At 57.6% G+C, this 22,669-nt stretch carries 17 protein-coding genes; 10 read left to right on the forward strand and 7 right to left on the reverse strand.

Annotated elements, in window-relative coordinates; genetic code table 11:
• Positions 1-162 precede the first annotated feature (162 nt).
• Genes tcuA through OPU96_RS05725 form a run of 3 tightly spaced genes read left to right on the forward strand, consistent with a single transcriptional unit; the run spans position 163 to position 4,104 of the window.
• A complete protein-coding gene (gene tcuA / locus OPU96_RS05715) occupies positions 163-1,614 on the forward strand; it encodes an FAD-dependent tricarballylate dehydrogenase TcuA (RefSeq protein WP_226457581.1) in 1,452 nt (483 codons plus the stop codon).
• A complete protein-coding gene (gene tcuB / locus OPU96_RS05720; RefSeq protein WP_226457582.1) occupies positions 1,601-2,758 on the forward strand; it encodes a tricarballylate utilization 4Fe-4S protein TcuB in 1,158 nt (385 codons plus the stop codon). Before tcuA ends, tcuB begins: the two co-directional genes overlap by 14 nt.
• Positions 2,759-2,805: 47 nt before the next feature.
• Complete coding sequence (locus tag OPU96_RS05725; protein WP_498558827.1) at positions 2,806-4,104, forward strand: MFS transporter; 1,299 nt, start codon at positions 2,806-2,808, stop codon at positions 4,102-4,104.
• Between the two features lie 159 nt (positions 4,105-4,263).
• Here OPU96_RS05725 and OPU96_RS05730 read toward each other — a convergent pair whose 3' ends face one another.
• From OPU96_RS05730 to OPU96_RS05750, 5 genes are all read right to left on the reverse strand, one after another.
• On the reverse strand, positions 4,264-5,937 hold the full coding sequence (locus OPU96_RS05730) for a methyl-accepting chemotaxis protein (RefSeq protein WP_498558816.1): 1,674 nt from the start codon (positions 5,935-5,937) through the stop codon (positions 4,264-4,266).
• An 80-nt stretch (positions 5,938-6,017) separates the two neighbouring features.
• Entirely contained in the window at positions 6,018-7,271 is a 1,254-nt protein-coding gene (locus tag OPU96_RS05735) for an OprD family porin (protein ID WP_226457584.1), read from the reverse strand.
• A 91-nt stretch (positions 7,272-7,362) separates the two neighbouring features.
• Complete coding sequence (locus OPU96_RS05740; RefSeq protein ID WP_192300098.1) at positions 7,363-8,667, reverse strand: CitMHS family transporter; 1,305 nt, start codon at positions 8,665-8,667, stop codon at positions 7,363-7,365.
• Between the two features lie 141 nt (positions 8,668-8,808).
• Positions 8,809-10,140, reverse strand: a complete 1,332-nt coding sequence (locus tag OPU96_RS05745) for a dicarboxylate/amino acid:cation symporter (RefSeq protein WP_226457585.1) — start codon at positions 10,138-10,140, stop codon at positions 8,809-8,811.
• A gap of 44 nt (positions 10,141-10,184) precedes the next feature.
• Entirely contained in the window at positions 10,185-11,267 is a 1,083-nt protein-coding gene (locus tag OPU96_RS05750) for a 4-oxalomesaconate tautomerase (RefSeq protein WP_226457586.1), read from the reverse strand.
• A 167-nt stretch (positions 11,268-11,434) separates the two neighbouring features.
• On the opposite strand from OPU96_RS05750, the gene OPU96_RS05755 reads away from it, so the two are divergent.
• The 4 genes from OPU96_RS05755 to OPU96_RS05770 all read left to right on the forward strand — a co-directional run bounded on the left by OPU96_RS05755 (position 11,435) and on the right by OPU96_RS05770 (position 16,913).
• Positions 11,435-12,325 (forward strand): LysR family transcriptional regulator, encoded by an 891-nt coding sequence (locus OPU96_RS05755; protein WP_192300101.1) that lies wholly within the window; start codon positions 11,435-11,437, stop codon positions 12,323-12,325.
• Positions 12,326-12,485: 160 nt separating this feature from the next.
• The gene (locus OPU96_RS05760) at positions 12,486-14,132 is read left to right on the forward strand and encodes a hypothetical protein (protein ID WP_498558817.1); all 1,647 of its coding nucleotides are present in this window, start codon (positions 12,486-12,488) and stop codon (positions 14,130-14,132) included.
• A gap of 132 nt (positions 14,133-14,264) precedes the next feature.
• Positions 14,265-15,134: an isocitrate lyase/PEP mutase family protein gene (locus OPU96_RS05765; protein WP_226457589.1), complete on the forward strand. Its 870-nt coding sequence runs from the start codon at positions 14,265-14,267 to the stop codon at positions 15,132-15,134.
• A gap of 456 nt (positions 15,135-15,590) precedes the next feature.
• Complete coding sequence (locus OPU96_RS05770) at positions 15,591-16,913, forward strand: OprD family porin (RefSeq protein ID WP_226457590.1); 1,323 nt, start codon at positions 15,591-15,593, stop codon at positions 16,911-16,913.
• 49 nt (positions 16,914-16,962) lie between these two features.
• On the opposite strand, the gene OPU96_RS05775 is transcribed toward OPU96_RS05770, so the two are convergent.
• Positions 16,963-18,318 carry a methyl-accepting chemotaxis protein gene (locus OPU96_RS05775; RefSeq protein WP_305392715.1) on the reverse strand — a complete coding sequence of 452 codons (1,356 nt, stop codon included), beginning with the start codon at positions 18,316-18,318 and terminating at the stop codon, positions 16,963-16,965.
• Between the two features lie 185 nt (positions 18,319-18,503).
• On the opposite strand from OPU96_RS05775, the gene OPU96_RS05780 reads away from it, so the two are divergent.
• Positions 18,504-18,884, forward strand: coding sequence for a RidA family protein (locus tag OPU96_RS05780; protein ID WP_192300106.1), 381 nt, complete (start codon positions 18,504-18,506; stop codon positions 18,882-18,884).
• 229 nt (positions 18,885-19,113) lie between these two features.
• Complete coding sequence (locus OPU96_RS05785) at positions 19,114-21,093, forward strand: peptidase U32 family protein (protein ID WP_192300107.1); 1,980 nt, start codon at positions 19,114-19,116, stop codon at positions 21,091-21,093.
• Here OPU96_RS05785 and OPU96_RS05790 read toward each other — a convergent pair.
• Positions 21,071-21,976 carry a DMT family transporter gene (locus OPU96_RS05790; RefSeq protein ID WP_498558818.1) on the reverse strand — a complete coding sequence of 302 codons (906 nt, stop codon included), beginning with the start codon at positions 21,974-21,976 and terminating at the stop codon, positions 21,071-21,073. The two genes, OPU96_RS05785 and OPU96_RS05790, sit on opposite strands and share 23 nt — an antisense overlap.
• Positions 21,977-22,085: 109 nt before the next feature.
• Between OPU96_RS05790 and OPU96_RS05795 the strand changes: the two genes are divergently transcribed.
• Positions 22,086-22,526: an Lrp/AsnC family transcriptional regulator gene (locus OPU96_RS05795; RefSeq protein ID WP_192300109.1), complete on the forward strand. Its 441-nt coding sequence runs from the start codon at positions 22,086-22,088 to the stop codon at positions 22,524-22,526.
• The last annotated feature ends 143 nt before the right edge of the window (positions 22,527-22,669 follow it).

Raw genomic sequence — 22,669 nt, forward strand, 5'->3', positions numbered from 1 at the left:
CTCCTCTCGGCTGCCAATAATGGTGTGATCCGCAGCAAAGCCTTTATAAAAACTAAACACCTCGACTGATTTTGCGCCTTTCGGCAACACGCTGACCGCCCTACCTTCTCCCCCCTCGCGAGGAGCACTTCGTTCATGCCTCCTTGCGATTGAGGAGTGATGATGATCGACGTATTAGTAATTGGCGGCGGCAATGCCGCCTTGTGTGCGGCGTTGATGGCGCGAGAGGCCGGCGCTAGCGTGATGCTGCTGGAGGGCGCACCGAAAATCTGGCGCGGCGGCAACTCGCAACACACCCGAAACCTGCGATGCATGCACGAAGCACCGCAAGATGTATTGGTCGATGCCTATCCCGAAGAAGAATACTGGCAGGATCTGCTGAAGGTCACCGGCGGGATTACCAACGAAAAGCTTGCTCGTATTGTGATCCGCGCCTCGTCGAACTGCCGTGACTGGATGCGCTCCCACGGTGTGCATTTTCAGCCGTCGTTGTCCGGTGCTCTGCATGTTGCGCGTACCAATGCGTTTTTCATGGGCGGCGGCAAAGCCTTGGTCAACGCGTACTTCCGCAGCGCCGAGCGGCTGGGCGTGAAGATCCGCTACAACGCTCAAGTCACCGACATCGAGTTGAAGGACGGAGCATTCGTCGCAGCCCATCTCGGTGAGCGCGAGGTCGAGGGACAGCGTTTGCCTGCCGAGCGAATCCAGGCCAGGACCTGCGTCCTGGCGGCTGGCGGTTTCGAGTCGAACCGCGAGTGGCTGCGCGAGGCCTGGGGTCAGAACGAGCGCGGAGAATGGCCTTCAGACAACTTTCTGATTCGTGGGACGCGCTTCAATACCGGCGTGCTGCTTCAACGCATGCAGAACCTGGGCGCCGACTTTATCGGCGACCCAACCCAAGCGCACATGGTGGCCATCGACGCGCGTGCGCCCCTGTATGACGGTGGTATCTGTACCCGTATCGATTGCGTATCGCTGGGCGTAGTGGTCAATCGCGACGGCGAACGCTTCTATGACGAAGGCGAGGATTTCTGGCCCAAGCGCTATGCCATCTGGGGCCGCCTGGTGGCGGGTCAACCCGGTCAACAGGCCTACTCAATCATCGATCAACAAGCCCTCGGCCGCTTCATGCCTCCGGTGTTTCCGGGCACTAAAGCCAACTCCCTGCAAGACCTGGCGCGCCAGTTGAAGCTTCCCGTGACGCAATTTGTCAAAACCATCGAGGCATACAACGCCGCCTGCCGCGTCGGCACGTTCGACCACACCGCGCTGGACAACTGCCACACCGAAGGTTTGACACCCGCCAAAACCCATTGGGCCCGCCCATTGGTAAAGCCCCCCTTCTGCGCCTACCCACTTAAGCCAGGCGTGACCTTCACCTATCTGGGGCTGGCTACCGACGATACCGCCGCCGTTCATTTCAACGGCAAGCCCAGCCCCAACCTGTTTGTCGCAGGAGAAATGATGGCGGGCAACGTATTGGGCAAGGGCTATACCGCCGGCATCGGCATGGCCATTGGTACCGCATTCGGTCGCATCGCCGGTGTGCAAGCCGCGGCTGCGGCCGGCTTCCTGACCCCTTCCTCCACGGAGCCCCAACATGCAGCTGTTTGACCCCAAGGCACCGGGCAATTTGATTCCCGTACTCAACCTTGACGAAAGCGAAGTTCAGCGACAAATGACCGTTTGCAACGCCTGCCGTTACTGCGAGGGCTTCTGCGCTGTATTCCCAGCCATGACAAGGCGTCTGGAGTTTTCTCAGGCGGATATCCACTACCTGGCGAACCTTTGCCATAACTGCGGTGCGTGCCTGCATGCCTGTCAGTACGCTGCCCCTCACGAATTCGAAATCAATGTGCCCAAGGCCATGGCCAAAGTCCGTCTCGACACTTATGCCGAGTACGCTTGGCCACAGGTGATGGGCAAGTTGTACCGGCGCAACGGGTTGGCTCTGGCGCTGGCATCCGGTGCAGGGCTGGCACTGTTCCTGTGCCTCACGTTGTTGGCGATGGGCAATCTGTTTACCGCAATGCCCGGGGGGAATTTCTACGGGATCTTCCCGCATAACACGCTGGCGCTGATGTTCGGTGCGGTCTTCGGTTTCGCGGTACTTGCCTTGACGATTGGCGTGCGGCGCTTCTGGCGCAACGTTTCACCGGCGGATGCGTCCCCGCAGGAAAAGACGGCCGCTGCACTGGAGGCCACAGCCAACGTCGCGCGCCTCAAATACCTGGACGGAGGTCATGGCGAGGGCTGCAATAACGCCGATGATCAGTTCACCCTGTGGCGGCGGCGTTTCCACCACTTCACCTTCTACGGCTTCATGTTGTGCTTCGCCGCCACCGGTGTCGCCACGCTTTACCATTTCCTGCTGGACTGGTCGGCACCCTACCCCGTCCTGAGTTTGCCGGTGATGCTGGGCATCGCAGGTGGAGTTGGCCTGCTGATAGGCCCCGCAGGCCTGTTGTGGTTGAACCTGCGTCGCAATCCTGAGCACGGCGACGAAAACCAGAAGCCCATGGATCGTGGCTTTATCGCGCTGCTGTTTCTAGTGAGCGCCAGCGGCCTGGCACTCCTGGCGTTTCGCGAAAGCGCTGCCCTGGGCTTGATGCTGGCGATCCATCTCGGCCTGGTCATGGCGTTTTTCCTGACCATGCCCTACAGCAAATTCGCCCATGGCATTTTCCGCAGCGCCGCGCTGCTCAAGTACTCCATCGAAAAACGCCAACCCAACCCGATTAACGCCGCAAGCGATTGATCGCAGCACCACTCATTCCAAAAACAATATTGATCACCACGGTAGCCATGATGAAAACAACAACTCAAGACACTCGATCCAAAGGGTCGAAATTGGGCGCCATCCTGCGGGTCACGAGCGGCAATTTTCTCGAACAGTTCGACTTCTTCCTGTTCGGGTTCTATGCAACTTACATCTCGCAGACATTCTTTCCGACTACCAGCGAGTTCGCCTCGTTAATGATGACCTTCGCCGTATTCGGCTCGGGATTTCTGATGCGGCCGCTGGGCGCTATCGTGCTGGGCGCTTACATCGACAAGGTGGGCCGGCGCAAGGGGCTGATCGTGACGCTGTCGATCATGGCCGCGGGCACTGTCTTGATCGCCTTGGTTCCAGGCTACGCCAGCATAGGCATCGCAGCGCCGATATTGGTGTTGCTCGGGCGCCTGTTGCAGGGATTCTCCGCGGGTGCGGAAATGGGTGGTGTTTCCGTGTACCTGGCTGAAATTGCCACGCCCGGACGCCGGGGCTTCTTTACCAGTTGGCAGTCGGCCAGCCAACAAGTGGCCATCATTCTTGCGGCTGCGTTGGGCTATTCAATTAACGCCTCCATGGAGGCTGCCGACGTTGCCGCCTGGGGCTGGCGTATCCCATTCTTCATTGGTTGCCTGATTATCCCGTTCATCTTCATTATTCGCCGCTCGCTACAGGAAACCGATGCATTCAAAGCGCGCAGCCATCACCCAAGCGCCAGTGAAGTCTTTCGCTCGATGCGGGATAACTGGCGCACGGTACTGGCTGGTGGTCTGTTAGCGTCGATGACCACCACCACGTTCTATCTCATTACCGTCTATACCCCGACTTTCGGCCGGTCGGTACTCAACCTGAGTACCAGTGACAGTCTGGTGGTCACGCTCTTCGTCGGCCTGAGCAACTTCATCTGGCTGCCCATCGGCGGTACGATTTCTGATCGCATTGGCCGTCGCCCCTTGTTGCTGGCAGTCTCCTTGCTGTGCATCTTCACCGCCTATCCCGCCATGCATTGGCTGGCCGCGGCGGCAAGTTTCGAACGATTGCTCGCTGTGCTGCTGTACTTCTCTTTCTTCTTTGGCATTTACAACGGCGCGATGGTTGCGGCATTGACCGAGGTGATGCCTCAGAACGTACGAGTCGTAGGGTTTTCCCTGGCATTCAGTTTGGCGACGGCTGTGTTCGGCGGCTTTACCCCCGCCGTATCAACAATCCTGGTGCAGGTAACAGGTGACAAGGCGTCGCCCGCCTACTGGCTGATGTTTGCAGCGTTGTGCGGATTCACAGCGACAACGATCCTGTATCGCAGGCCAAAAGCACTGCCCGCCAACGCTTGATGAAAGCGAGGGCTGGGCGGAAATCAGGACGTTGCGCTGAATAAATATCTGGCCTTGGCCTGCATTGACTCGTCTACGTATCAATGCAGGCCAAGGCGCACCTATCCCGTCCAACGCCCTGCCCCACCATCGACCTGACTGGCGCCGTACAGCACGGCATCAGATTTTGAATTGTCCCAGCAAGCTTTGCAGACGATTACCGATCATATACAACTCATCGACTGTCTTGACCCCGAGCTGAGTCTGGCCGGCCACGCTGTCAATGGCGCGCGCGATCTGATGCACCCCGCGGTTGATCTCTTCAGCCACCGAGGTCTGCTCCTCTGCAGCGCTCGCGATTTGTGCGTTCATCGCATTGATAGTGGCGATCAGTTCAACCGTGTTACCCAGAAACTCCCCCGCCTGATCGGCCTGAGCATTAGCGCCTTGAGCGGCTTGCGTGGATTGGTGCATGGCACTGACTACGCCACCCGTGGTGCCCTTGAGACGCTCAACCATTGCCTGGATTTCCTCGGTACTGCGCTGAGTACGACTGGCCAGGGCTCGCACTTCATCAGCCACCACCGCAAACCCGCGCCCGGCAGCACCGGCACGGGCGGCTTCAATGGCCGCATTGAGTGCCAGAAGATTAGTCTGTTCAGCAATCGAGCGAATGACATCCAGCACGGTGACGATTGCGGTCACATCGTCTTGAAGACTCTTCATGGCGACACCGCTCTCATCAAGCTCCACGGCCAGTGCCTGAATTCGAGTCATGCTGCCATTGACTATTTGCCTGGCGTGGCGGGACTGTCTGTCGGTCTCGACGGCTGCATCTGCAGCACTTTGTGCACTGACCGACACTTCTTGTGCCGCCGATGACATCTGGTTTATCGCCGCAGCCACCTGGTCGGTTTCCTGGCGCTGCTGATCCATAGCGTGGTCGATTTGCCTGCTCTGCTCGGCCACATGGCTCACCGATCCATTCAAGTGCTCGCTCATGGCAACGATCTGGCTGACCAGGCTGTGAATCTTTTCGATAAACGCATTGAACGAACCGGCAAGTTGTCCCAGCTCATCTCGACTGACACGCGGCAGACGCCGCGTCAGATCACCCTCACCCGCCGCGATTTCGTCAAGATGGGTTCGGATCAGGGTCAGGGGCTGCAAACTGCGCCTGACCAGCAGTAGCGTCAGAGCCCCAATAATGCCAATCAGTGCGGTAGCGGTGATGGCAATGCTGTACATCAAATTGCGTACCCGTAGATCAACGTCGGCCCGCACCTTGGCGACCTGAACCTCAATGCTGTCCAGGTTGATCGCGGTGACCACGATCATGTCCCACTTGGGCAAATAAAAGCTGTATGCGAGCTTCGGCACGACTTTATCGGTGTTGACCACTCCACCTGAATAGTTGACGAAGTGAGTGTCATTTTTTGCCGCTGCAACCATTTCACGGTTCAAGAAAATCCCGTTGATGTCCTTGCGGTCACTCATGTTAATGCCGACGCCTTCGCTGCTGTCACCGCGAAACAGGCGCACAACCTGGCTGTCATACCCGATGAAATAGCCGTCATCACCATACTTCACTTTCGACAAGCGGCTGATTGCCAAGGCCCGGCTGGAGGAATCCCCGGGAGCAGCTCGATCATAAAGCTCGGCTATAGAAGTGCGCGCAATGCTCGCGTAATCCTTGAGCCGTATGCGGCTCTCCTCAAGCAGTCGCTCGCGGGTCTGAGTGACTTCCTGCTCGGCCTGGGACTGCAAAGTGCCGCGGGCGCTCAAACCTAAAACCAGAGCAAACAACATCACGGGTAATAAGGTCAGCAACAGTATTTTGGTTTTGAACGACATCGTTTAAATCCTTTACCCAATCCTATGAAGCCGCCGCAGAAGAGGCGGCCTGCGACAATCGCAAGGCCGCGTTCAGGAGATCACCAGAGGGCGATGTCGTAGGTAAAGTAGATCCGGTTGCTGTCACGGCCACGGGAATAATCAGAGCGATAAACGTAGTTACGCAACCGCACACCCAGACCTTTGAAGGTGCCTTGTTGCACGACGTACGCCAGTTCGGCATCACGCTCCCACTCTTTTACCGCGGTGTTGGACTTACCGTCGTTACCACTCAGATACCGGGTGGAGAACGTCAGGCCCGGCACGCCGACGGCAGCAAAGTTATAGCCGTAGTTGAGCATCCAGGTTTTTTCATCCTCCTCGACGAACTTACCTATGCCGGCGTTGCTGAAGGAGTAAATCGTTGCACCGCTGATAAAAGGCAATCCGGCATCACCCCTGAGGGTCTGGTAGCCGCCACCGAAGGTATGGCCGGAAATGGCGTAGGACAGTTGCCCGCTGAGCATGTCGTTGTCGATCTTGCCCCCGTAGGCAGAGCCCGTATCGATACTGTTGAAGTAGCGCAAATCACTGGTCAGCACGCCGCCGCCCAAGGGTAGATCGTGCTGGATACCTGCAAAATTCTGACGATAAAAGTTTTCCAGTTCACCGTAGAAGTAACTCAAACGAACGCTTTTCCCCAACTTGTATTCGGCCCCGGCATAGCTGAAGTCCCCTGATTTATCTCCGCGATAACCGTCGGGTACGATCGGCATGCTGTCGGTGGAATCACGCAGCTTGAATCGATCCAGGTAACCCCCGGTGAGAGTGAGGTTCTCGATGTCGACGCTACTGATCTGTGTGCCTTGATACGTTTGCGGCAATAGCCGCGCATCGTTGTAGATCAGCACTGGAGTCTTGGGTAACAAGGTGCCGTATTTGACCGTGGTCTTGGCCAGTCGGACCTTGGCAGTCATACCCAGGCTTGCGAATTCGTCAGCCGCGCGACCGTCATCATGGACGGGCAACAAGCCAGTGCCGCTGCGGCCACGGCCGGAATCGAGCTTGACCCCGAGCAGGCCAAGGGCATCCACCCCAAACCCGATGGTGCCGGGGGTAAACCCTGACTGGTAATCCAACAGAAATCCTTGGGCCCACTCGGTTCGCTCGCTCTTGGCCGTCCTTGCCGATTTCGCACTCAAGCCATGCTCGTCGCGGAAATTTTCATTGAAATAGACGTTGCGCAATTGCAGCTTGAGCTTGCTGTCATCGATAAATCCTTCTGCATTGGCACTGGTCAGCGGCAACAAACCAAGAAGTGAAAACAGCGCCCGTCGGGTGTGCAAAGTGGTCATGGCAAACTACTCATTGTTGTTTTTAGAGTGCAGGACAGTGCGCGCCTCGCTCGCGAGGCGCGTCAGGAAAAAACAGGTGGTGTTGGCGGATTCAGGTGAAGAGACTGATCGCCCCGGTCAGCAGGGCTAGCGCGGTAATCACCAGGGAGGTGAGTACCGCCCATTTGACGGTGGCTCTCTGGAAGTCGCCGATGTCGCGATCAACCATCCCCACCAGCAACAGGGTTGAAGCTACCAACGGACTCATCAGGTGTACCGGCTGGCCGAGAATCGATGCGCGGGCGATCTCCACCGGGTCAATGCCATACGCCGCAGCGGCATTCGCCAGGATGGGCACCACGCCGAAGTAGTAAGCATCGTTGGACAGCACGAAGGTCAGCGGCATGCTGGTAATTGCCACTACCAGTGGGAACAGATGCCCCCAAGACGGCGGAATCCAGTCAACCAGGGTTTGCGCCAGAGAGTCGACCATCTTGGTGCCCGAAAAAATCCCGGCAAAGATACCGGCGGCAAATACCAGAAGTACGACGGTCATCGCGTTGCCCGAATGGGCAAGGATGCGCTCCTTCTGAATATCCAGTTGCGGATAGTTGATCATCAGCGCCAGTACGAACCCGATCAGGAACAGGATCGCGGAATGCATGATCCCCATCACCAGTGCGATCATCACCGCGATCACCAACAGCAGGTTGACGTAGGCCAGCTTCGGGCGCTTGTGCGGAGTGTCTTCAAGAATCGCCTTGATGTAGCAATCGCCGCCGCCGCTTTCCAATTGGATATTACCGATACGCTTGCGCTCGGCACGACCCAGCAGGAAGGCGGTGAAGACCACCCACATCGCACCGCCGATCATGGTCGGCAGCAAGGGCACGAAATAGGCACCGGCATCCAGGCCCAGCGCCGCGATCGCCCGGGTCGCTGGCCCTCCCCAGGGGGTCATGCCACTCATGATGCTCAGAGAAAGCATGGCAATGGTCGCCAGAATCATTGGATTCATCCCGATACGTTTGTATAGGGGAAGCATTGCCGCACAGGTAATCATGTAGGTGGTGGTGCCATCACCGTCCAGGGCCACCACTAGCGACAGCAACGCTGTGCCAACAGCGATTTTCATCGGGTCGCCGTTGACGCGTTTGAGGATCTTGCGAATCAGCGGGTCAAACAGGCCGGCGTCGATCATCAAGCCAAAAAACAAGATCGCGAACAGCAGAAGCGCAGCCGAAGGCGCGACCATTTTCAAGCCATCGAGCATCATCTTGCCGGTAGTGCCACCGAAACCGCCAATGACGGCGAACACAATCGGCACCACTGTCAGGGCGACAATCGGCGACAACCGTTTGGTCATTATCAGGACGGTGAAGACCACCACCATGGCCAAGCCAAGTAATGCGAGCATAGGTAAGTTCTCTTGTTCTTATGAGTAGCGTGGCCGACGCACAGGCGTACGACCCCGTGCCCGCCAGATGGCCCGATCAACGGTACCTGGCGGGGGGTTGTTCTTGAGGTAATTAAAGGGTCTAGAGTCGGCCGCGGCCGGTTAGACGTGTTCCGTGACCCTCAGGCCATCCCAGTCCGCGTTCTGAACCTGGGTTGGGTTCACAGCGGGCGAAGGTTTACCGTCCAGCGTCCGCAGCAGTGTTTCGCGATCGCAGGCGTTCTCCGAGATGGACATCACCACGGTAGCCACGGCGTTGCTGGCCAGGCTGGTCAGCGCCCGGGCTTCCGACATGAAGCGGTCGATCCCGATCAGCAGGGCAAGGCCAGCCAGGGGAATGTCATGGATCACCGTCAGCGTCGACGCCAGTGCGACGAAACCGGCGCCGGTGACACCTGCTGCACCCTTCGAGGACAACAGCATGATGGCCAGCATGGTTACGGTCTGCATCAGGCTCAGTTCAATGTTGCAGGCCTGAGCAATGAATACCGCTGCCAGCGAGAGGTAGATCGCCGTGCCGTCGAGGTTGAACGAGTAACCCGTTGGCAGCACCAGCCCCACCACACCTTTTTTGCAACCCAGGGCCTGCAGCTTTTCCAACATTCGCGGCATCACCGGCTCGGTGGAGGAAGTCCCTAGCACCACCAGGAACTCTTCGCGCAAGTAGCGCAGCAACTTCCAGAGACTGAAGCCATTCGCCCGGCAAATGCTGCCCAGCACCACAAAAACGAAGAAGGCACAGGCGATGTACAACGTCATGATCAGCTTGGCCAGCGAACCCAACGAGGTAATACCGTACTGGCCCACAGTGAACGCCAAAGCGCCAAAGGCACCGATCGGAGCAACGCGCATCAGGTAGGAGAAGATCTTGAACACCATGTGCGAGGCGGATTCCAGTACATCCAGTACCGGCTTGCCACGCTCGCCTATGGCTGAAAGAGCAAAACCACACAGCACCGCAATGAACAACACCGGCAGCACTTCACCTTTATTGAAAGCACCGATGAAAGTATCGGGGATGATGTGCATGAAAAACTCGACCACTCCCAACTTCGCGGCGGAATCGGTGTACTGCGTCAGGCCCTTGGTGCTCAACTGGGTGGGGTCAATGTTCATGCCCACACCGGGCTTGAACAGGTAGACCGCCACGAGGCCGATAATCAAACTGATCACGGTCAACGCCAGGAACAGCAACATGGTCTTGCTCAACAGACGACCGAGCGCACGTTTGTCGCTCATGCCGGCGATACCGGTGACGATGGTGCAGAACACCACCGGAGCGATCATCATCTTGATCAGCTTGATGAAGGCATCACCCAGCGGTTTCAAGGCAATGGCCTGTTGCGACCAGAAGTGCCCGACCAGCACGCCCAATAACACGGCGAAGAGAATCTGGAAGTAGAGCGATTTTACAACTTTCATGGCATCACCCATTTTTAGAATTGTGCTGATGCAAAGACGGCAATGACTAGGGGAAATTATCCGGCGAGTCGTTGGGAAGCCGTGGCGTAGACAAAACCGGAGAACAGCCTGCGTGATGTACGCACCACCGAGGCACGAATTGTCTCACCCTGAGCACCGGTGTAGGACAATACGACATCTATCCCGCCGCTTGGATGTTCAATGCGTACTTGCTTCAAGCGCGGCTCGCTAGCCCCGCCGAGCAATTGTGCGACAACACTGCCTGGCGTGACACAAGCGGTGGCCAGGCCGATGGAGCCAGTGATCGCCAAGGCGCGGTGGCAGTTGTGTGGCATGAAGTAGCGCACCTGGATGGTGCCGCCAGCCTTGGCCGGAGACACCAGTACAGGCTTGGGAATCACTTTGTCACTGACATCACCCAGGCCCATCGCCAACCCGGCTTGCAGTCGCAAGGCTTCCAGGCGGCGCAAGAACTCTTTGTCGGCATCCAACTCAGCAGGACTTTCATCACCGCGCTTACCCAGTTGGCCGGCTTCGATGATCATCATCGGCATTGCCATATCGATGCAGGTCATTGGAATGCCATCGATCAAATCCTGCGTTTGCCCAGTCGGGAAGAGTTTGCCGGTCTTGCTGCCCGCAGCATCCAGGAAGGTCAGTTGCACAGGAGCGGCGGTACCCGGCACACCATCGATGGCGGTGTCGCCTTCATAGCTGACCTGCCCATCGGGGGTCTGTACCTCGGCGTTCACAAAAGTCCCCGTGTTGAGGTTGCGAATACGCACGCGAGTCAGATCTTTGGAGGCTTTTACCAGCCCATGCTCAATCGCGAACGGGCCAACGGCGCACAGCATGTTGCCGCAATTGGGTGCGGTGTCGACTCGACGCTGGGAGACCATGACTTGCACAAACAGATAATCGACATCCGCCTCAGGATGCAGCGATGGGCTGACGATCGCCACCTTGCTGGTTTGTGGGCTACCACCACCGATGCCGTCAATTTCCAGCTCATGGCCAGAACCCATCAGGTTGAGCAGCAGCTCATCACGCTCGTCGATCGCAACAGGTAGATCCCAGGCGAGAAACACCGGGCCTTTGGAAGTACCACCGCGCATTAGCACACAGGGAATTCGTTGCATGAATACTGACTCTTGTTGATCAATCGGGGTAATTGTTGCCTTGTGAGCAAGAGTCGCAGGCTTTAAAATTTGTTTCCAATGCAAATATCAGCCTGATTATTGCGTTTGACGAATGATGATTTTAGGATGAACGGACTGAACAACACTCGTCTGCTGAGATAAAAAACGTGAATTATGAGCTGAACGACATCCGATCTTTCGTGAAAATTGCAGAACTTGGCAGCTTCCACGAAGCTGCCGATGCACTGCATCTCTCCCAGCCAGCCCTAAGTCGGAGAATGAAAAAGCTTGAAGAGGGTTTAGGAACAGCCCTCCTCGATCGCACGACAAGGAGGGTAAGTCTTACTAGCGTTGGGCGAGACTTCCTACCCAAGGCACGACGCTTACTGGATGACTTCGACGACTCGATCCTTAACATCCGGGAGCTGGCGGAGCGGCAGAGCGGCCGTGTAACCCTGGCCTGTATCCCAACCGCCGCTTTCTACTTCCTCCCGACGGTGATCCGCCTCTACAACGAGCGCTATCCACAAATCCGCATTCGCTTGCTCGATCTCAGTGCAAACGAAGGGCTGGAGGCTGTTCTGCGTGGCGAAGCCGACTTTGGCATCAACATGATGAGCGGCCAGCACCCCGACATAGAGTTCGTGCCATTGGTCAACGAGCCTTTTGTTTTAGCGTGTCGACGCGACCATGAGCTGGCTGAGCGCAGTGCAGTCACCTGGTCGGAACTCAGCAATTACCGCCTTATCGGGGTCGGTCGCCTGAGCGGCAACCGCATGCTGCTTGACCACGCTTTGTCGGGCTTGAGCTGGCGTCCACAGTGGTTCTATGAGGTGCAACACCTGTCTACATCGCTGGGTCTGGTAGAAGCTGGATTAGGCGTCTCGGCGATGCCGAGCCTGGCAATGCCTGCTGAGGATCATCCAACATTGGTGAGCGTCCCGTTGATAGAGCCCATCGTCAACCGATCGTTGGGACTGGTGTACCGAAGAGGCGCCTCACTCTCTCCGGCAGCGGAAAAATTCGTCTCGATACTGCTGGAACAGTGGGAGCAGTGACCTCTTTCTTCCCCTTAGCCTGAGTTGAGATAACCGCCGAGCGGCGTTGAGCTCTGCCGACTATGTGGGCGATTGCAACCAAGTGAATGGGTTGGCCGCGAACCTCGGGTGGCGAATTTAGCCACAAAATCGGCAAGTCACTTACGACAGGAATAATAGGATGTTCGTACCGAAAGCGTTGGGCGGGATTGAAATCTATAGGGCGAGCAAACGTCATGAAGACCTTATCTTCCAACGAATCAAAAGAGGCGTATTCGAACAATTCGAACCAGGGATCTACACAGACAGGGCCGAAATAAAAAACATCGTGAATCACATGTTCGAACTGTATCGGAAAATCCTTGCCGAACACCTACCCATAATAAATTCCAGGGAGTTCGCTTCATTCTTAGTGCAGCAATATGAACGCTATGGACAAATTTCCAACAAATACAAACTCGGCCTGCTTCGTAAAGAGGAAGAAATATTCTGGCAGGACTACGCAGTGTCAGCCCGTAGAGGGATAAAATATCTACTTGAACTGATCTGCCTGGCAGACATGAAAGACAACGCTTCGAACCATAGTCTCCCTGAACAAAAAGACGCGATAGCTATGGTGTTTGTCGCCGCCGAAGAACTGGTCAGTCTTTATATGCGTAGCGACAACTATGTATATTTGATGGAGAGCGTCACACTGATCCTCGACCCTCTGGAAAAACCCTATTTTAATGTGCCCCAAGACGCCGATACAATTTTTGACCCGCGTGAGGCTTATCGTGATGAAGAACTCTATATTCCCAGCCCAGACTTTCTGTGCGATCACACCGCGCACAGTGAGCTTACTGAAGAAAGTTTCATTCGCCACCTAGGGATTACGTATACAACAGCTTTAGGTATTTTTCAGTGGATCATCACTACCTATAGCGATGCCGAACATCCAGAGCGTATTTGTTTTTTCTATCGCGACGAAGTACTTGCGACGATTATTCAGACTTACGCGGTATCAGCAGAGCAGGCTCGATTATTTTTAGATGGGCTATCTCTCTCGCCTGAAAAAATGCGCGAGGAACGCAGAGAGCTATTTAGTCCGAAACAAGAATATAGAGCCTATAAGCGTCCGTTTTTTTACGATTACCATAACGGCGACGAACTGATGTTCTTCTCTCAGCTTATGGCAAAAGAATGTTTAACATGTCTGGTCCGAGAATTCGCTTTCAAAAAAATCCCGACTGAATGGTACGCCAAACAGGTGGGTGCAGAGTTGGCAGATGTTTCCTTAAAGTCGGGTCGCTGGTTTGAAAGCGTGGTGACAAGCAACTTCGAGCGCGTTGGACTGCACGGCGTGTCATCCGTAAAAAGCCTGCGCTTCAAAAAGGGTCAAAAAATTGAAGTTCCAGCCGATGTCGGCGAAATCGACCATCTCGTTTTTTGCCCTGATCAACAATTACTCATCATTATTGAAGACAAACAAGTTATTCAGTCTACCGAGCCCAGAACGCACCGGGATGATCTCACAAAATTTATCACCAGCAAAAATAGTTACAGCGAGAAATTCTCCAAAAAATACACATGGGCCACTGACAATCTCAACGATCTGGAAGCCTATTTTCAAGAGGTATTTGATCCCAGCATCCAGTTTGGTGCTATTTGCCGCGTAATGATAACGCGGTACCCAACATTCGTCGCAAATCAGATCAAAGACTTTACGTGTATCTCCCTGGTTGAGTTCATGAATATCTATTCTTCTTCGGGCAAACGCTGGATATTCAATAAAAACGAAGTGGTAAAGCTGGCACCGCACAGTCTTGATCGCGATGAATCGCACTAATACGGTGCAATATGCCTACCCCGCATACCCCATTCTCAAACGTCATAATCCTCCCTTTTCCTACATGGTAATCTGCCACCTCTCTCATCGGCTTTGATCCCATGCAGTCAAAGGCCCCAACCAGGAAAGATCATGCCGAAAAAGTCTCACACCGCCCTGCGCCGTAATTTCCGTGAATTGCTTGCAACGCCTACCTGCGTAGAAACCGCTTCCGTCTTTGACCCGATGTCCGCGCGTATCGCCGCCGACCTGGGTTTTGAAGTGGGCATTCTGGGCGGCTCCGTCGCCTCGTTGCAGGTGCTCGCCGCCCCCGATTTTGCCTTGATCACCCTGAGTGAGTTTGTTGAACAGGCCACCCGCATCGGCCGCGTCGCCCAATTGCCGTTTATTGCCGATGCCGACCACGGCTACGGCAATGCCCTGAACGTGATGCGCACCGTCGAAGAACTTGAGCGTGCCGGTGTGGCCGCGTTGACCATTGAAGACACGCTGCTGCCCGCACAATTCGGGCGTAAATCCACGGATCTGATTTCCATCGACGAAGGTATCGGCAAGGTCCGCGCCGCGCTGGAAGCACGGGTCGATCCGGAACTGTCGATCATTGCGCGCACCAACGCCGGTGTATTGCCCACCGAAGCGGTGATAGAGCGCACCCTGGCCTATCAAAAAGCCGGTGCGGATGGGATTTGCATGGTCGGTGTCAGTGACTTCGAGCACCTGGAGAAGATCGCAGAAAACCTCACGGTACCGTTGATGCTGGTGACCTACGGCAACCCGAAACTCCATGACGCCCAACGCCTGGCCAGCCTCGGCGTTCGTGTGGTGGTTGCCGGTCACGGTGCATATTTCGCCGCGATCAAGGCCACCTACGACAGCCTGCGCGCCCAGCGCCAGTTGACTCACAGCACCTCGAACCTCAGCGCTACCGAACTGACGCACACCTACACGTTGCCCGAGAGTTACGTGGCGTGGGCGCAAGAGTTCATGGATGTAAAAGAGTAGTCCTTACCTGCCAGGTAAGCGGTGAATGCCCTCCTCCTGCCATGGGCTCACCGCCACCGTTGGCGGCGTCACGCCATCGCACGCCCCGCCCTGAGCGTCCTGCTCACCAATACCACTAACCGCAACTAAACAGCCAACTAAAAACTCGCGCGCACGAAAAAAATCCGCCGCAGAGTCTGCGGCGGCAACCAAAGGATTTTGTCGAAGCAGAGCGGCTAAGACAGTTCCACGCTACACCCGGTAGCAAATAAATACCGTGAAGTTTAATTAATCGAGTTTCATCCTTCCCCTGGCTGCAGGCCACGCAGACTCTGCTTAGAATCAGCTTCGGCAGCCACGTCGAAGACAATAAAAACGGTAATGCCTCACCTGAAAACATCTGCCAAAACAATGTTATGCGCTATCCAACAAGTGCGGTGTTTGCGCGCGCGTTCAATATTCTTGGGGATTAAATAAATGTTTAAACACAGCAGTCTGCTGGCACTGGCGGTGTGCGCCAGTATCAGTCAAATGGCATTGGCCGAGTCGGTCAGCGACCAGGCCGAATCGAAAGGCTTTATCGACGGCAGCAGCATCACCGGGCTGTTGCGCAACTACTACATGGACCGCGACCGCGCGAGCGGCAAGGCCGACAATCGTGACTGGACCCAGGGTGCGATGCTCAACTATGCCTCGGGCTTCACCCAGGGCACCATCGGCTTCGGCGTCGATGCCTATGCCTACGGCGGGCTGAAACTCGACGCCACCCACAGCGACGCCGGCACTGGCAACTTGCCGACCGACCGCAACGGCGATCCAGAAAATGCCTACGGCTCAGTGGGCGCGGCGGTGAAGGTAAAAATCTCCAAGACCCAGCTCAAGTTCGGCGACATGCAGCCCACCGCCCCGGTCTTCGCTACCGGCGGCACCCGCCTGTTGCCGCAGACGGCTACCGGTTTCGACCTGACCAGCAGCGAAATCGCCGGCCTCGACCTGGAAGCCGGGCACTTCACCAGCACCAACAGCGGCATGACCAGCAACCACGACCACGACATCTACGCGACCTACGCCAACATCGCCGCCAACAGTGCGAGCTTTGTCGGCGGCAAATACACATTCAGCCCGTCACTGAGCGCGACGCTGTATGCCGGCGAACTGGAGGACATCTGGCGCCAGTACTACACCAACCTCAACTACGTGATCCCCTTGGGCCAGGACCAGTCACTGGCCCTGGACGGCAACCTGTACCGCACCCTCGACACCGGCAGCGCCAAGGCCGGGGCGATCAACAACACCACTTATTCGGTGGCGGCGGCCTATTCGTTCTGGCAGGCACACACGCTGACGTTGTCGTTCCAGAAAGTGCATGGCGATACGCCGTTTGACTACATCGGCACCGGCAACAACGGTGCGGGCGAAGGCGGCGATTCAGTGTTCCTCGCCAACTCGGTGCAGTGGGGCGATTTCAACGGGCCCGGCGAGCAGTCCTGGGGCATCCGTTATGACCTGAACATGGCCAGCTATGGCGTGCCTGGCCTGAGTTTCATGGGCCGTTACATCAACGGCTCGGACATCGACGGCACCCACACACCGGCTCACAGCGCCTACGCCAACGACTATGGCTCGGACGGCGCGCATCACGAGACCGATGTGGAAGCCAAATACGTGATCCAGAGCGGCCCGGCGAAGAACCTGTCGCTACGGGTGCGTGATGCCATCGTGTCGTCGAACGCCGACCAGGGCGATGGCAAGTTGAACGAGCTGCGGCTGATTGTCGACTATCCGTTTACCTTGCTGTAGGCGACCACACTGAGCCGGCCGACAGGGCGCCGGCCGGCTCATGACCGTGCTACCCCACCCAGCCTACTGCGGTCTTGGGAATGACTTCCGACTCATCCAGCTTCGACGCAAACATGCTCACCGCTTGCACCGCATCGCTGGTGCTGGTGCGGATCTGCAGGATCACCGAACCGGCCTGATCGGCCAGGTTCACACCCCGTTGCGCGCCTTCCTGGGTGGCGTTCATGCTGGTCACCGCGTCACGCGTTTCCGAGAGGATCATGCCGATCATCTCGGCAATTTCCGCCGTCGAGCGGCTGGTGCGCCCGGCCAGTTGCCGGACCTCATCGGCCACCACCGCAAACCCGCGCCCCTGGTCGCCCGCGCGCGCCGCCTCGATCGCTGCGTTGAGCGCCAACAGGTTGGTCTGGTCGGCAATACCGCGAATGGTGTTGACGATGGCCGTGATCTGCTCGGAACGGTCGCCCAACTGCCCCACCAATCGTGCGGATGCACCGATGTTGTCGGCGATGCGGCGCATCTCGCTGGCAGTTTCCTGGATTACCTGAGTGCCATGCTCGGCAAAGCGCTCGGTCTCGGAGGAGATGTGATAGGCCCGCGACGCGCCACGGGAGTCTTCCTCGAATTTCTCTACCCGCTCGGTGATGTCGCTGGCGAACTTGACGATCTTGAGCAGTTTGCCATCGCCGTCATACACAGGGTTGTAGCTGGCCTCCAACCACGCGACGCGACCATGCTTGCCGATGCGCTTGAATTGCCCGGTGAAAAACTCACCGTTGTTCAGGCGTCGCCAGAAGTCACTGTACTCACTGCTGTTGACCAATGCGGGTTCGCAAAACATGCGGTGATGTTTGCCTTTGAGTTCGGCCAGGGAATAGCCCATGACGTGCAGGAAGTTTTCGTTGGCGTCGAGCACCTGACCATTCAAGTCGAACTCGATCACGGCCATGGCCCGGTCCAGCGCCGCGAGTTTGCTGCGGGTCGCCGCTTCCTGTTCGACTTTCTGCGTCACATCCAGCGCGTATTTGACCACTTTCAACACATGGCCTTGGGTATCCAGCACCGGGTTGTAGCTGGCCTCCAACCACACAGTTTTTCCGTTGGAAGCCACTCGTTTGAAGGTGCCCGACACGAACTTGCCTGCACGAAGGTCGTTCCAGAATTCCGTGTAAGCCGGGCTGCCGGTCAGTTCCGGCAAGCAGAAGTCGCGGTGGGACTTGCCCATCAATTGCGCGGCGCTGTAACCCAGGGTGTTCTGGAAAACTTCGTTGGCGCGCAAGACCTTGCCGGTCAGATCGAATTCGACCACCGCCATGGAGCGCTCGAGCGCGGCGATCAGCCCCTTATATTCAGTGACGTCGGCCGTCCTGGCCGCCAGTTCTGTTTTTAAGACTTTATTGAACATGACGTACCCCTCGCTCAAGCGTGATTCTGTAGTGCCTGAGTCTAGTATCGGCGTAAAAAAAACGGACTTGACACGGAAAAAATATTTATTAATTGACGTCAATATTTACACGCTACGCATCGCCACCGTGACCCACCCTGCCCCTGTGTTTAAACTGGCGACCCTTTGACCTGAGCGGAGCCCCCATGGCCAACCACGACCTGCACTACACCCCCGACCCCGATGCAGATTCGATTTCCTCCGACGTGATCGGCTTCAACGGCATCCTGGTCTCCACCCAGATCCCCACCCGTGCCGACGGCAGCCTGGAGCTGGGCGACATCACCTTGCAGAGCGAATGCACCCTGCAAGCGCTGAAAGTCGCCCTGGAAAAGGCCGGCAGTTCCATGGACCGGGTCATGCACCTGACGATCTACTTGACGGATATGGCCGATCGCGCCGCGTTCAATGACGTCTACAAGCGCTTCTTCGCCAAGCCGTGGCCGGTGCGGGCAGCCGTTGGCGTGGCCGCGTTGGCCGTCGATGGCATGCGCGTCGAAGTCACCGCAATGGCCGCAAAAGCCTAAGCCAGGCGCAGCCAAAAAATGTGGGAGCGGGCTTGCTCGCGAATACGGTGTGTCAGTCAATAGATCTTTGACTGATCCAGCGCATTCGCGAGCAAGCCCGCTCCCACATTTGATTGGGTTTGCAATCCCAAGGCTCAGGAAACACCCGTCAGCCTTGTGGTAGGTGCCCCCCCAGCGTTTCACAGCTACAATGCGCGCCTCAACCGTGACAAGCCTGACTAAAAAAACTATGTCCTTGCCCAAGCACCACCTTGAATTGCTCAGCCCTGCCCGCGATGTCGCCATCGCACGCGAGGCCATCCTGCACGGCGCCGACGCCATCTACATCGGCGGCCCAAGCTTTGGCGCCCGTCACAACGCGTGCAACGAGGTGAGCGATATCGCCTCACTGGTGGAATTCGCCCGCCGTTACCACGCCCGCGTCTTCACCACGATCAACACCATCTTGCATGACAACGAACTGGAACCCGCGCGCAAGCTGATTCATCAGCTCTACGACGCCGGCGTCGACGCGTTGATCGTGCAAGACCTGGGCGTGATGGAGCTGGATATTCCGCCCATCGAGCTGCACGCCAGCACCCAGACCGACATCCGTACCCTGGGCCGCGCCAAGTTTCTCGACCAGGCCGGTTTCTCGCAGTTGGTCCTCGCCCGCGAGCTGAACCTGCAGGAAATCCGCGCCATCGCCGATGAAACCGATGCCGCCATCGAGTTCTTCATCCACGGCGCCCTGTGCGTGGCGTTCTCCGGGCAGTGCAACATCTCCCACGCGCAGAACGGCCGCAGCGCCAACCGTGGTGACTGCTCCCAGGCCTGCCGCCTGCCGTACACCTTGAAAGACGACCAGGGCCGCGTCGTGGCCTTTGAAAAGCACCTGCTGTCGATGAAAGACAACAACCAGAGCGCCAACATCCGCGCGCTGGTCGAAGCGGGTGTGCGTTCGTTCAAGATCGAAGGCCGCTACAAGGACATGGGCTATGTGAAAAACATCACTGCCTATTACCGCCAGCGCCTCGATGAAGTGCTCGAAGACCGCCCGGACCTGGCCCGTGCGTCCAGCGGCCGTACTGCGCATTTCTTCCTGCCCGACCCGGAAAAAACCTTCCACCGGGGCAGCACCGACTATTTCGTCACCGACCGCAAGATCGACATCGGCGCCTTCGATACCCCGACCTTCACCGGCCTGCCGGTGGGTGTGGTGGAAAAAACCGGCAAGCGCGACTTGCAGGTGGTGACCCATGAGCCGCTGTCCAACGGCGACGGTCTCAATGTGCTGGTCAAGCGTGAGGTCGTGGGTTTCCGCGCCAACATTGCCGAGCCCAAGGGCGAGTTCGAGGAAGACGGCGAGAAGCGTTACCGCTACCGCGTCGAGCCGAATGAAATGCCGGCCGGCCTGTATCAATTGCGCCCCAACCACCCGCTGAACCGCAACCTGGACCACAACTGGCAACAGGCACTGCTCAAGACTTCGTCCGAGCGCCGTATCGGCCTGACCTGGGCTGCACGCCTGCGTGAAGCGCAGTTGGAAGTCACCGCGACCAGCGAAGAAGGCATCAGCGCCAGCGTCACCCTGCCCGGCCCGTTCGGCGTGGCCAACAAGCCGGAACAGGCCCTGGACACCCTGCGCGACCTGCTCGGCCAACTGGGCACCACCGAATACCACGCCACCGACATCCAGCTGGATGCGCCGCAAGCGTTCTTCATCCCCAATTCGCAGCTCAAGGCCTTGCGCCGCGAAGTGATTGAAGCGCTGACCGCCGCCCGCGTTGCCGCGCACCCGCGTGGTGGGCGCAAAGCCGAAACCACCCCGCCGCCGGTGTACCCGGACGCGCACCTGTCGTTCCTGGCCAACGTCTACAACCAGAAAGCCCGCGACTTCTATCACCGTCACGGGGTGAAGTTGATCGATGCCGCCTTCGAAGCCCACGAAGAAACCGGCGAAGTGCCGGTGATGATCACCAAGCACTGCCTGCGTTTCTCGTTCAACCTGTGCCCGAAACAGGCCAAGGGCGTGACGGGCGTGAAGACCAAGGTAGCGCCCATGCAATTGATCCACGGCGACGAAGTGCTGACCCTCAAGTTCGACTGCAAACCCTGCGAGATGCACGTGGTGGGCAAGATCAAGGGGCATATCCTCGGTCTGCCGCAACCGGGCAGCGCAGTGGAGCATTTCAACCCGGAAAACATTATTTTCCAGGGTACGCACTAACCCTCTGGGAGCGGGGCCACCACCAGCCCCGCTGCAACCCCGCCGCTGCCAGCAGAATCGCCGCCACTCCCAGCCATTGCAGCCAACCCAGGCGATGCCCGAAGGCGATCCAGTCGACGAAGATCGCCGCAATCGGGTAGATGAACGACAGTGCGCCGGTCAGCGCGGTCGGCAGTTTCTGGATCGCACCGTACAGCAATACATACATCACACCCGTGTGCACCACGCCCAGCGTCGCCAACGCCGCCCAGGCGGTGGGCGCTACCGGCAGGTTGCTCCACGTCACCAGTGGCGCCAGCAACAATGCGCCGGTGGCGACCTGGATCAACGCCATCAAATGCGCTGGCACTTGCTTCAAGCGCTTGATGATCAAGGCGGCAATCGCATACAAAAACGCCGCGCCAGAGGCCAACGCAATCCCCGCCAGATAGTCCCCGCCACCGGCTTGCTGCTCGCCATGGGCAGTGACAATCGCCAACATCCCAAGGAACGCTACGCTGAGCCACGCGAGCTTCTGCGCAGTAATCTTTTCCCCCAGAAACAGCGCCGCCAACAGCACCAACATGAACGGCTGCACGTTGTACACCGCCGTACTGATGGCAATAGACGCGCGGGAATAGGATTCGAACAACAGCAACCAATTGCCGACGATCGCCACGCCGCTGAGCATCGCCAGCCCGAGCCTGGCCCACGTCAGCAGCGACAGGCGCAGGTAGCCGAGCACGGCACAGACCAGCAACAGTGTCAGCGCACCGATGACACAGCGCCAGAACACCACTTCGATCACCGACACGCCCGACACCAGTACAAACCAACCAATGGTGCCCGAGATGAGCATGGCGGCGACCATTTCCCACGAACCGCGACGGATGGATGTGTCCATGTTTGCTGCTCCTCAAATGAGGCTCAATTATGGCAATCTGCTGGGTAACGGCTCCAGCGCCTAAAAAAGGCCAAAGCCCTGGATCACCTTTACTAATTAGGCAGAAACCATGATCGACACCATCGACCAGCAACTGATCGCCGCCTTGATGGACGACTCACGCCTGTCCCTCAAGGCGCTGGCGGGCATCACCGGGCTGTCGTCGCCCAGCGTCGGCGAGCGCTTGCGGCGCTTGGAAGAACGCGGTGTTCTGACCCACTACACGGTGGACATCGACGCCAAACACTTCGGCTACCTGCTGCAAGCCATCGTGCGCATCCGTCCCCTGCCCGGCAAATTGCAGGAAGTCGAACGCCAGATCCAGGCGATTCCCGAGTTCACCGAGTGCGACAAGGTCACGGGCGACGACTGCTTCATCGCGCGCCTGCATGTGCGCACCATGGAACAGCTGGACAGCCTGCTCGACCGGCTCAACGTGTATGCCGAGACCAACACCGCCATCGTCAAGAAAACCCCGGTCAAACGCCGCTTGCCGCCGCTTGATAGGTAACGCTGCTTTCCCCGCGCTCGAAATGTACTGCGCCCGCCTGTAGTGAGCAGGCTTGCCCCGCGCCGGGTGGCGAAGCCGCCCCAAATCCAGACACCTCGGTCTTCCTGACCCACCGCAGCGTACCGTTTGGGGCGGCTTCGCCC

It is taken from the genome of Pseudomonas sp. RP-B7, assembly GCF_059803535.1.